A 12006-nucleotide genomic window follows, 5' to 3' on the forward strand; every position below is an offset into this window, starting at 1 on the left:
GCTTCACCTACCAGTTAGCGTCGTGGATGCGACTGCAGAAAGCTAATCCACTTAGTTTATAATTGGTCGCAGCTTGCATAGCTTACTCAACAGCGCGATCAGTGCACCACTCACAAGAGCAAATATGCCCAAATACCAAGCGGTGTAGATATCATCCGGCGAAACCGGACTAGCTCCGGCCAGATATCCAATATAACCCAGAACCAGCATCGCGAGAACAGCAGGCGCCGAGAGCATCAGAGCAACTTTCGGAGCATTTTTTTCCCAAGTTAAAACCAAAAATGCGATCAGAGCAAATACATAAGAAAGTACGAGAGTGATCGTAATCACATCGTAGTACCAGATGATATTGCTAATTGGCTTCCACCAAACTATAGCGATGCCTACAGTAGTCACCAAAGCAAGAGTTAATCGAGGCGCCTTGAATTTGTTTACAGCGCACAGTGCGGAAGGCAGATGGCCTTCTTCGCTCATCCGGTAAAGCGTTCTCGCCGCTGAGTTCGAAGAAATCTGCAAGCCAGCACAAGCAGACGTAATTACAACAAACAGGGCGATCCAGGACATTGATGAGGGCAAGTAAGTTTCCGCGATCGCCGAAATCGCGCCACCATTGCCGCTTTCTACGATAGAGGCAAGTTTATCTACGGGCACTGCGAATTGCCATCCAATCGCCGCAATACTGTAAATAATAAACGCAGATGTCAAGACGATCAATAGCGAGCGCTGAACGGTTCGAACTGGAACCTTAGCTTCTTCAATGTAATTGATAGCCGAATCGAAGTTTGCCAACATCCATACACCAAACAATACGCCGGGGGCTACTGCTGACCAATTATTCGCGGTAACCGAGTACATCGTGGCAACGGACAGATCGCTGACTTGCGGATTGATGATCCCCAACATACCCAGGCCTGCGACGACAACTATTTCAAATACAAGGAAAGTAGCTGCTACCCGTGCAGTCACAGCCACACCTCTGGATGAGACCATAAGAAACGTCAAAATCAACAGCGTACCAATTATCTTTGCCTGTAGCTCACCTTGGAGCGCGGGGAACAGCGCTTGAATGTACTGGGTTGCAATCAATGCACACATGGGTGTTACCGCCATGCACGCCAGGGCGTAGGTCCAGCCGAGCACTACTCCACAGCTGGGATGAATGAACCGGGAACAGAATGTGAACACTCCACCGGCGGACGGGGCATACCGAGTGAGCGAAACCAAGCAAATCGCTAGTACCAGCATGGGAAAGAAGAAGGCTATCAAAATTGCTAGGGGCGCCTGGTGACCGGAGATAGAGTACAGGATCGACATCGAAGATGCGGCAACCCAGGCTGGTGCATTGAACCCGAGAGCGGAGAAGACTATGTCTCTCGTACCAAGCTTGCCTTTGTTCAAGCCAGTCTCGATCTCCTTGATCGTGCCATTCCGGTCATACCCGATAAGGTCGTGTAGTTTCATGCTTGCTAGGTCTCGCTGTTGTTTTTAGATAACCCTACCCTGAAGGTACGGCCATACTCTGCAAGCACAAATCCTGAGAACCGAAAGTCAGCTTTTCGGAAAACGAAAATGCGTGGGTACTTTCGCGTCGGTGAAAGTCAGGTTGCGCATCACGGGATTTATTCCCTCTACCTCGCCTACCATCATGATTCAGCCCGCCGTGCTCTCAAAAAGGCCAAAAAATGCACAGGGACAAGCGATTGAGCCTTCACTGTCTGTGAGGCCATGACATTTGCTCTGCATTGTGCCGCTGAGAGCTCTGGTAACGCTTATCGGATCTTTCATTCGCGAATGTGCGCTCCTGAGGGCGCGCACATGGAGTAGACATATGCACAATGACTTCCCCCAGCCGCTGGACGCCGCTCTTATTCCGCGCTTTGCTGGCATCCCCAGCTTCATGCGCCTTCCTATCTTCGAAGACCCGAGCAGGGTGCAACTTGCGCTGGTGGGTGTCCCTTGGGACGGCGGCACAACAAATCGTGCCGGTGCGCGCCATGGGCCACGTGAAGTGCGAAACATGTCGAGCCTGATGCGTAAGGTCCATCACGTAAGCCGAATCGCCCCGTACGATCTCGTGCGCATTGGTGACCTGGGCGACGCTCCCGTTAACCCAATTGACCTGCTGGATTCGTTGAAACGCATTGAAGCCTTCTTCCGCCAGATACACGAGGCCGGTACGGTCCCTTTGTCTGTGGGTGGAGATCATCTGGTCACGCTCCCTATTTTCCGGGCCTTGGCGCAGAACGGACCCATCGGGATGGTGCATTTCGATGCCCACTCCGATACCAACGATCGTTACTTTGGTGACAATCCCTATACCCATGGCACGCCATTCCGCCGAGCAATCGAGGAAGGTTTGCTAGATCCGAAGCGAACCGTGCAGATCGGTATCCGTGGCTCGATCTACTCAGCTGACGACGAAGCCTTCGCAGAAGAGTGCGGGATTCGTGTTATCCATATGGAGGAGTTCAGCGAAATTGGAGTGGAAGCGACCATTGCCGAAGCACGCCGGATCGTCGGTGACGGACCTACCTACGTCACGTTTGACGTCGACGTTCTCGACCCAGCATTTGCCCCAGGTACCGGTACTCCCGAAATTGGCGGCATGACCACACTGGAGGCACAACAGATTATTCGCGGCCTGCGCGGTTTGAATCTGGTTGGTGCGGATGTAGTGGAGGTCTCCCCACCTTTCGACCAAGGTGGTTCGACTGCGCTGGTGGGGGCCACAATGATGTTTGAGTTGATGTGCATCCTCGCTGAATCGATCGCCAAGCGTTGAGCGCCCGACCATTCTATCTCCACCACGTCTGACCAGCCCCAAAACCTAGAAGGCGTGTGTAGCTGAGGAGTACTTCTCCAATGATCATCTGGCCCAACAACAAACGCTTTGCTGCCACGCTCTCTTTTGACCTTGACGCGGAATCCTCCTGGGAGTCATCCAGCCTAAATGGCCGCCGTCTGTCGTTGCTGTCAATGGGAGCTTATGGCCGTCGCGTCGCAGTGCCTCGCTTACTTGACTTGCTCGAGCGATACAGCATCCAGGCACAGTTCTACATCCCTGGGCGGATTGCAGAAATTGATCCCGAGGTGGTACGTAGTATCGCCAAGGCCGGCCATGGCATCGGTTGCCATGGATTCTTTCATGAGCGCGTCGATGAAATGAACCCGGCCGAGAACCTGATAATTCTTAGGGACAGCAAGAATATTCTCGAGCAAACCATTGATCGGGAGGTCTGTCACTACCGAGCCCCCCTCTGGGAAATCACCCCAGATGTAGTTCAGTCACTGATCGACTTGGGATTCCATACCGACAGCAGTTTGATGGGAGATGATCGTCCATATCTCGTAGGCGGGCCTGAGCAGAGCCTTCTTGAATTACCCGTTAGCTGGCTGCTCGATGACTTCGAACAATTTGCCTACTCCGCCGAGCCTGCTGTTGGCGGGGTGATTGAAGAGCCAGACAAGGTCTATCGCATGTGGGCAGCTGAGCTTGCCGGCATGCGTGAGTTTGGCAGTCACTTCATGCTCACCATGCACCCTGAAGTGATCGGCAGACCGTCGCGACTAATGATGTTGGAGAACCTGATCCAGCTGATGCGCTCTCAAGAGGACCTCTGGTTCTGCACCCCCGACTCTGTCTACTCACACTGGAAAGCCGGGAACATTGAGTTGCCCCTTCAGCCCTATTGAGGTTTCAACAAATGAACTATTTGGTAACCGGTTCAAATGGCTTTTTGGGCCAGGAAGTGGCACGTCAGTTGTTGGCTGCTGGTCATGCAGTACTGGGCTATGATCGAAGCCTTACCAGCGCGATCTCCGACAAAAAATACAGCTATGTCCAAGGGGATCTTGCCGATATCGCAACGCTGCTCCAAGCGTGCCAAGCGTTCAAGCCATCAGCGATCATCCATACCGCCGCGATTTCCCACCCTGTGGACTCTCGAAGGATTCCGCTCCAGACCGTACTCACAAATGCAGTCGGGACAACACATGTCTTCGAAACTGCTCGAATTAGCGGAGTGGGCCGGATTGTCAATCTAAGCTCGGAGTGTGCCTATGGCCATAATCTGGAACTTGGCGTAATAGACGAGTCCGCCGACCTTCAGCCCACCACCCCTTATGGTTGCACCAAAGTTTTCACAGAAAAGCTTGGCAAGGTATACAACGACCTGTATGGGATTGATGTGATTTCGCTCCGCCCCGGTTGGATCTATGGTCCAGGTCAATTCATGCAATGCTATCTCAAGTCTCTTCTGCGCAGCGCCATTGATGGTACCCCACACCATGATGAGGAGGGCGGTGACTACCTATTGCAATATGTACACGTCTCTGACGTCGCTAGAGCTTGTATCCTGGCTGCTGAAGTCCCAAGCGATCATCTGAAGCAACGCGTTTTCAACGTGACTGCAGGTGAACAAGAAAGCTATTCAGATGTGGCTCGTCGAGTAGCCCGTATGTTCCCCGATGCCAACATCGATATCGGCCCTGGGACCATCTCCGTTTTGGATTCGAACGCACGCTTCAGTATTGACGCGGCAATTGAGCAGTTGGGCTATAAGCCCCATTACACTTTAGGTGATGGCCTGGCCGGCTATGCAGACTGGCTAGCTCTTCATACTTATTGAACTGGATACTTGTATGAAAACTTATCTCGTAACCGGCGCAGCAAACGGAATCGGAAGGGCTATTGCATTGCGTTTAGGCAACGCCGGAGATACTGCAGTTTTGAATGACTTGGGTGATAGCGAGGCTCTTCAATCTCTCGTAGATGAATTACATCGTCGAGATATTAAGACTAACATAGTGCTCGGCGACGTATCCGATCCGGGTGCCGCTGAATATGCATTCACTGGTTTGGAACGATTGGACATCTTGGTCAACAATGCCGGGATTCTTTTCGAAAAGCCGATCACTGAGCTCACCTTTGAGGAGTGGGATAGGATGATTTGCGTTCATCTCCATGGCGCATTCCTATTTTCGAAAGGGGCTGCTGTCCTCATGCAGCGTCAGCGGAGCGGTGCAATCGTTAATATCTCTTCAGACCTTGGTCAGCTTGGCTGCGCCGATTTGTGCCATTACGCTGCCGCAAAGGGTGGAATCATCGCGTTCAGCAAGTCTCTAGCCCGGGAACTCGCCTCTTGGAATGTGCGAGTGAACTCCGTGGCACCTGGAGGCACTCTGACACCGATGGTCACCCGACTGGGTGAGGACTACATCCGAGAGGAGGCCGCGCGTTACCCTCTGCAGCGTTTGGGAACTGCCGAGGAAATTGCTAACGTGGTAGCGTTTATTGCTTCCGAGGAGGCCAGTTTCATGACCGGTCAAGTCCTTGGGGTGAACGGCGGTGGGGCGATGGTGGGCTGACGAACCATAGCGCTAGTCCGATAATACTCAATCTCTACGATGAGCAGAAAATATGCTAAGTACGCTGACTGATGTTGATCTGCGGATGTTACGAATTTTCTGCTCCATCGTTGAAGCAGGCGGTTTCACCGCCGCTCAAGCCCGATTGAACACCAGTCTACCGCGCCTGAGCGTGCTAGTGAGGGACCTAGAAATTCGCCTGGGATACTCCCTATGCTCGCGCGGCAAAGCGGGTTTTCAGCTAACAGAAGAAGGCCAGGCCACATACGTGGCGGCCCAAGAGCTGTTTGCCGATATCAATCGATTCCGCCAGCGTACGACAACTCTGCACGGTGGCCTACCTGATTTTCTGCAAATCGGGACGGTAGACAGTCTAATTACATGCGTAGAGGCGCCGCTTTCTCGGGCAATCGCTCTGTACAGAAAGGATTGTCCCACTACGCGTATCGACTTGCATATCATGCGGCCTGACGAGTTGGAGCAAGGCGTCCTCGAAGGGCGACTGCAACTTGCTATAGGCGCTTTTCACCATCGGCTCTCAGGACTTCACTACCAGTCGATGTTTGAAGAGGAGCAAAATCTTTATTGCAGCAGCGAACACCCGTTTTTCAGCCGTGATGACTCAGCACTCGGTATCGAAGAGATCTGTGCAGTTGATTACGTAGATCGTGGTTATATGGCGGAAAATCGTCGACCTCACGATCTGCGATTCAGTAAATCGATTAAAGCTTTCTCTATGGAAGCAATCGCGACATTGCTCCTATCCGGTACCTATATTGGCTACCTGCCTACACATTACGCGGCTGCTTGGGTAAAGGAAGGAAAACTTCGTGAATTACACCCGGAACGATTGTCGTACCGTTCGGAATTTCACTGCGCTACTCGTCAAGGGCAAGAGTCAAGGCCAGCGCTGACAAAATTCCTAGAGTGTTTATTTGGCTGCTGAAGCACTCAATAGCTTGTATTGCTGCAGCAATTAAATATTAATTTGATATCTTCGAATCCATTTCGACAGAGCTAGTCGCGCTGCGGTCTTCGCGCACCCAACGAAGGCTAGGCGCCTAACTTTCAAATCGATGAAAGTCGGCTTTTGAATCGGGGGATTTATCCCACAGTACATTCGCAACATTCTATGTTGACCCGTGGAACTTTAGAAAACGCCCGTCGCGAAAAGAGGACGCGCATCCCCTGACTTATCTGAATAAAAACCTAAGCCAGATGAGTCTCCCATCACATACTTGGACCTGTATCATGAACATGAATCATCCTTCCTTACAGTCTGAACTGCAGACTCATCCGCTTAAGCTGAATTCGCACTGGCTACCCTTTTCCGCCAACCGAAATTTCTTGCGGGATCCGCGGATAATTGTCGCCGCCGAGGGTAGTTGGTTGATCGACGATCAGGGTCGTCGAATTTACGACAGCCTCTGCGGTCTTTGGACCTGCGGCGCCGGTCATTCGCGCAAGGAAATCCAGGAAGCAGTGTCCAAGCAATTGGGCACGCTCGATTACTCTCCTGGCTTCCAGTATGGTCACCCACTTTCCTTCCAGCTTGCTGATCGGATCACCAATCTCATTCCAGGTGAACTGAATCATGTGTTCTTCACCGGCTCAGGCTCCGAAAGTGCTGATACCTCCATCAAGATGGCCCGTGCATATTGGCGCCTGAAGGGGCAGCCGCAGAAGACCAAACTGATTGGCCGCGCACGTGGCTATCACGGCGTGAACGTCGCGGGTACTTCTTTAGGCGGCATCGGTGGCAATCGCAAAATGTTCGGCCAATTGATGGACGTCGACCATCTGCCGCACACCCTCCAGCAGGGTCTAGCATTCACTAAGGGCGCAGCAGAGACGGGCGGTGTGGAGCTCGCAAATGAAATGCTGAAGCTAATCGAATTGCACGATGCATCTAACATCGCTGCCGTTATCGTCGAGCCGATGTCAGGTTCCGCAGGTGTTCTGCCACCGCCAGTTGGATACTTGCAACGCCTGCGTGAGATCTGCGACCAGCACAACATCCTGCTGATCTTCGACGAAGTGATTACTGCCTTCGGTCGTATGGGCAAGTGGACTGGGGCCGAGTATTTTGGCGTGACTCCGGATCTCATGAACGTGGCCAAGCAGATTACCAACGGCGCCATCCCCATGGGCGCGGTGATTGCAAGCAGTGAGGTCTATAGCACCTTCATGAGCCAGCCGATCCCGGAATACGCAGTGGAGTTCCCTCACGGCTACACCTACTCCGCGCATCCGGTCGCCTGCGCCGCTGGCTTGGCCACTCTGGACCTGTTGGAAAAAGAGAACCTGGTACAGCAGTCCGCCGAGTTGGCACCTCACTTCGAGAGGCTCATTCATGGCCTCAAAGGCGCCAAACATGCCATCGACATTCGCAACTGCGGCCTCGCCGGCGCGTTGCAGTTAGCTGCACGCGATGGCGACCCAGTCGTCCGTCCGTTTGAGGCGGGAATGGCCCTGTGGAAGGCGGGTTTCTACGTTCGATTCGGCGGCGACACCCTGCAGTTTGGCCCGCCCTTCAATGCCACTGTGGACGAACTCGACCGCCTATTCGATGCGGTCGGCCAAACGCTGCAAGTCATCAATTAATCACTACCTCTGCACCGAGAGCGATGCACTAAACCTATTTTCGAGGGAATCAAGATGACCACCGTGCCGCATCTTATTAACGGCGAATACATCACTGACCAAGGCCGCAGCACCGAGGTATTTAATCCGTCCACCGGCGAGGCCATTCGCAAAGTCGAGTTGGCCAGCCGTGCCACCGTACAGAAGGCGATCGACTCGGCTAAGGCCGCCTTCCCGGCCTGGCGCAACACACCGCCAGCTAAACGTGCTCAAGTGATGTTCCGCTTCAAGCAGCTTCTGGAGCAGAATGAAGCGAAGATTGCGCAGATGATCAGCGAGGAGCACGGCAAAACGGTAGAGGACGCCGCCGGCGAGATCAAACGTGGAATAGAGAACGTCGAGTTTGCGTGCGCGGCCCCAGAGATCCTTAAAGGCGAATACAACCGCAACGTCGGTCCGAACATCGATGCCTGGAGTGATTTGCAGCCACTGGGTGTGGTTGCCGGTATCACCCCGTTCAACTTCCCTGCCATGGTGCCGCTTTGGATGTACCCGCTGGCCATCGCTTGTGGCAACTGTTTTATCCTAAAGCCGTCCGAGCGTGACCCAAGCTCGACCCTGTTCATCGCCCAACTGCTTCTGGATGCGGGCCTGCCACAGGGCGTGCTGAATGTGGTGCATGGCGACAAGGAAGCCGTGGACGCGCTGATCGAGGCGCCGGAAGTGAAAGCGCTGAGCTTCGTTGGCTCCACTCCGATCGCCGAGTACATCTATAGCGAAGGCACCAAACGCGGTAAGCGCGTGCAAGCTCTGGGTGGTGCGAAGAACCACGCAGTGTTGATGCCCGATGCCGACCTGGATAATGCCGTCAGCGCACTCATGGGCGCAGCCTATGGCTCCTGCGGAGAGCGCTGCATGGCAATTTCCGTGGCCGTCTGTGTCGGTGACCACGTGGCTGATGCGCTTGTCGCCAAGCTGGTTCCGCAGATTATGGGCCTGAAGATCGGTGCCGGCACCAGTTGCGGCCTGGACATGGGCCCGTTGGTGACCGCCGCCGCCCGTGACAAGGTTGTCGGTTACATCGACGACGGTCTGGCTGCCGGTGCCGAACTGGTGGTCGATGGCCGTGGTCTGCGGGTTGCCGGTCATGAAGATGGCTACTTCGTCGGCGGCACCCTGTTCGACCGCGTCACCCCCGAGATGCGCATTTATAAGGAAGAGATCTTCGGACCGGTGCTGTGCGTAGTGCGGGTGAACAGCCTGGAGCAGGCCATGCAGTTGATCAATGATCACGAATATGGCAACGGCACCTGCATCTTCACCCGTGACGGTGAAGCAGCGCGTCTGTTCTGCGACGAGATCGAAGTCGGCATGGTTGGTGTCAACGTGCCGCTGCCGGTGCCAGTGGCCTACCACAGCTTCGGCGGCTGGAAGCGCTCGCTGTTTGGCGACCTGCATGCCTATGGCCCGGATGGTGTGCGCTTCTACACCCGTAAAAAGGCTATCACCCAACGCTGGCCGCGCCGCGCAAATCACGAGGCTGCGCAATTTGCCTTCCCCAGCAATGGTTGATTAACAATCCTCCCTTAGGACGCATTGAGTAGCGCTTCGAATTTGAAGGTGCTTTTGATGATTGTCCATAGCCGTGGTTCACTTTCGTGGCCACGGCTTTTTTGGTTCTGCTGCCTAGAGCTCCCCTTTCTCAATTCTTCATTTCTTGACGCAGCAGGAAGCAGTGATCGTGTCCCGGGAAGTGGTGTAACTGAACCAGCCAAAGGCGCCTCGACAAGCGCCCTACTCTCGCCTCTCAAATCGTCGTCTGCTCAGGAACAACCCTATACCGACCGGCACTGCAAGGGCAGACATCAATCCCAGGTCAAAGCCCTGCAAACGGGCCTGGCTCAGCGCCACACAACCAATCAGCCCAGCAATGACCAACGCAACACCTAGCCACTTACGCAGCAGGTACGGTTTCATGAACCGTTCAAATAGAAAAGCCAGCGCAACGAAGATGACTGCCTGGGTAATCTCGGACATGTGCACTTTCTCTCAAGCCCTGTTGATCAGTGATTCGGCAATACGCTGCGGGCCAATCCCACCATTCACCTGAGCCTGGATGCTCACGACAACGTCGCCAGCATGGTAAGTGGGTAAACCGTCATTGACGTAAGAGCGCACACCCATTCCTACAGCAGTACCGGCGGCGAGCCCTGCTACTGGCCCGGCCAGATTGCCCACGGTACGAGCAGCCCCACCAGTTAGCAATGCTGGTGCGCTGGGTATTGAGGGTGTCTGCTTGTTGACGGGTCAGCGGTTTGGAAATGCCGACCATCATCACACAAGGCAGGTTCTTGGCCTGCATCTTGTCGTATACCTCTACGACTTTGCTATTCACCCATCAGGCCAGTCCTGCCCTGCGCCCTTCTGCATTCTTGTCGCTACCCAATTAATCTCATATGATACTAAGTCTCATTTGCACCCATTCCGTGGCAGCTCATGGCATCCATCGATACCGCTCAGCTCACTGCTCTCTACCAACAGCAACACCGCTGGTTGCGTAGCTGGCTGTATCGGCAATTGAGCTGCTCACACCGCGCCGCTGATTTGATGCAGGACACCTTCATGCGTCTGTTGGCCAGCAACGAGGCGCTTGAAATCCGCCAGCCTCGGCCTTTTCTGGCCAAGGTGGCGCGTAGTGTCCTGTCCAACCACTATCGCCGCGCACGCCTGGAAAAAGCCTATCTGGATGCGCTCCAGACTGAAGACCAAAGCGTGCTGCCGGATCTGGCGACCCAATTGATCATTTTCGAGACGCTGGTTCGACTCGACGAAGCGCTGTGCGAACTGGATATCGCCGTCAAGAAGGCTTTTCTCTGGTCGCAACTCGATGGGATCAGCCACGCAGAAATTGCCGAGCGGCTGGGTATTTCAATCGCTACCGTCAAGCGCCATATCATCAAGGCGGGTGCGCGATGCATGCTGGTGACGGAATCGCTGCAATGAATATCACCGCCAACGCCTTTGGCCGAGAACCCGCGCTATCGCCGAAAATGTGTGAGGAGGCGATGGAATGGTGGCTCGATATGCAGGAGGCCAATTTCGATTCACCCGCACAGGCCGCTTTCATGGCATGGCGTCGTGAACACCCCTTGCATGAGCTGGCCTGGGAAAAAGCCTTGGCGCTGGGGGAGCAGCTCGATTCATTGCGCACCCAAGGCGATCCAGACCTCGCTCGACAGGCCCTGTTGCTCCCCTCCCAGGAAGGGCTGAGCAGGCGTCGGGCAATAAAGGGCCTGGCCTTGCTGTTGGCTGCAGGTAGCGGTGCCTGGTTGAGTCGAGACAGCGAGTTGGTATCGCGCATGAGTGCCGACTACACCACGGGTGTGGGCGAGCAGCGACGTGTTGCGCTGGCCTCGGACCTGTCGCTTGAACTCAATACCCGTAGTGCGATAAATGCTCGCGCGACTGACCAGCGCTGGCACCTGCGATTACTCAGCGGCGAGGTCTTGATCAACACGGCCTTGAACCCGGCGCTGTTTATCGAAACCGCTCAGGTTCGGGCGCAGGCGTCCTCGGCGCGTTTCACGATGCGGCAGTTTGACAATGGCTCGACCCAGCTGGCGGTCTATCGTGGCTCGCTTGAAGTCATCCCGACTCAAGCCGGCACCTGGACCACCCTGCAAGCCGGACAGCTGGCGCGTTTCGGGCCGCTCGGGATGCTCGATCAGGGTGCAATGCAAGCATCCGCTCCCGCCTGGGCCGAAGGCATGATCGTCGCCAACGGCCAACCGCTTCAGGCGTTCCTCGATGAGCTTGGCCGGTATCGTCATGGGCATCTGGGGTGCGACGCCGCCTTGGCCAATCTGCGCGTATGGGGTACCTACCCGCTGGCAGACAGCGATCGAATCATCGATGCCGTCGCCCACACACTGAAACTGGATGTACAGCGTTTCACTCGCCTGTGGGTCAACTTGCGTCCCCTGCCCGCTAACGTTTGAAGTTTTTTGCGTCCTCGATGAGCCGTTTTGATTTCTGGCGAGACTCATAGGCCATACA

At 54.7% G+C, this 12006-nt stretch carries 11 protein-coding genes; 9 read left to right on the plus strand and 2 right to left on the minus strand.

What is annotated here, in order from left to right; translation table 11 throughout:
- Positions 1-51: 51 nt before the first annotated feature.
- Positions 52-1461: an APC family permease gene (locus PRtIB026_RS17550; protein ID WP_203652514.1), complete on the minus strand. Its 1410-nt coding sequence runs from the start codon at positions 1459-1461 to the stop codon at positions 52-54.
- A 367-nt stretch (positions 1462-1828) separates the two neighbouring features.
- On the opposite strand from PRtIB026_RS17550, the gene speB reads away from it, so the two are divergent.
- From speB to PRtIB026_RS17585, 7 genes are all read left to right on the plus strand, one after another.
- A complete protein-coding gene (speB, locus tag PRtIB026_RS17555; RefSeq protein WP_203652513.1) occupies positions 1829-2782 on the plus strand; it encodes an agmatinase in 954 nt (317 codons plus the stop codon).
- Between the two features lie 80 nt (positions 2783-2862).
- The gene (locus tag PRtIB026_RS17560; protein ID WP_203652512.1) at positions 2863-3693 is read left to right on the plus strand and encodes a polysaccharide deacetylase family protein; all 831 of its coding nucleotides are present in this window, start codon (positions 2863-2865) and stop codon (positions 3691-3693) included.
- A gap of 11 nt (positions 3694-3704) precedes the next feature.
- On the plus strand, positions 3705-4628 hold the full coding sequence (locus PRtIB026_RS17565) for an NAD-dependent epimerase/dehydratase family protein (RefSeq protein ID WP_203652511.1): 924 nt from the start codon (positions 3705-3707) through the stop codon (positions 4626-4628).
- Between the two features lie 13 nt (positions 4629-4641).
- Positions 4642-5367, plus strand: coding sequence for an SDR family NAD(P)-dependent oxidoreductase (locus tag PRtIB026_RS17570; RefSeq protein WP_203652510.1), 726 nt, complete (start codon positions 4642-4644; stop codon positions 5365-5367).
- Positions 5368-5419: 52 nt separating this feature from the next.
- On the plus strand, positions 5420-6313 hold the full coding sequence (locus PRtIB026_RS17575; RefSeq protein WP_203652509.1) for a LysR family transcriptional regulator: 894 nt from the start codon (positions 5420-5422) through the stop codon (positions 6311-6313).
- Between the two features lie 311 nt (positions 6314-6624).
- Positions 6625-7971 (plus strand): aspartate aminotransferase family protein, encoded by a 1347-nt coding sequence (locus PRtIB026_RS17580; RefSeq protein ID WP_203652635.1) that lies wholly within the window; start codon positions 6625-6627, stop codon positions 7969-7971.
- Positions 7972-8025: 54 nt separating this feature from the next.
- On the plus strand, positions 8026-9522 hold the full coding sequence (locus PRtIB026_RS17585; RefSeq protein WP_203652508.1) for a CoA-acylating methylmalonate-semialdehyde dehydrogenase: 1497 nt from the start codon (positions 8026-8028) through the stop codon (positions 9520-9522).
- Between the two features lie 222 nt (positions 9523-9744).
- Here PRtIB026_RS17585 and PRtIB026_RS17590 read toward each other — a convergent pair whose 3' ends face one another.
- Positions 9745-9987 (minus strand): hypothetical protein, encoded by a 243-nt coding sequence (locus PRtIB026_RS17590; RefSeq protein ID WP_203652507.1) that lies wholly within the window; start codon positions 9985-9987, stop codon positions 9745-9747.
- Positions 9988-10446: 459 nt separating this feature from the next.
- Between PRtIB026_RS17590 and PRtIB026_RS17595 the strand changes: the two genes are divergently transcribed.
- Together PRtIB026_RS17595 and PRtIB026_RS17600 are read left to right on the plus strand one after the other, a co-directional pair.
- Positions 10447-10953, plus strand: a complete 507-nt coding sequence (locus PRtIB026_RS17595; RefSeq protein ID WP_203652506.1) for a sigma-70 family RNA polymerase sigma factor — start codon at positions 10447-10449, stop codon at positions 10951-10953.
- Positions 10950-11948, plus strand: coding sequence for a FecR domain-containing protein (locus PRtIB026_RS17600; RefSeq protein WP_203652505.1), 999 nt, complete (start codon positions 10950-10952; stop codon positions 11946-11948). Before PRtIB026_RS17595 ends, PRtIB026_RS17600 begins: the two co-directional genes overlap by 4 nt.
- Positions 11949-12006 lie beyond the last annotated feature (58 nt).

The sequence above is a fragment of the Pseudomonas sp. RtIB026 genome (assembly GCF_016861355.2).
In the GTDB taxonomy this organism is placed as follows: domain Bacteria; phylum Pseudomonadota; class Gammaproteobacteria; order Pseudomonadales; family Pseudomonadaceae; genus Aquipseudomonas; species Aquipseudomonas peradeniyensis.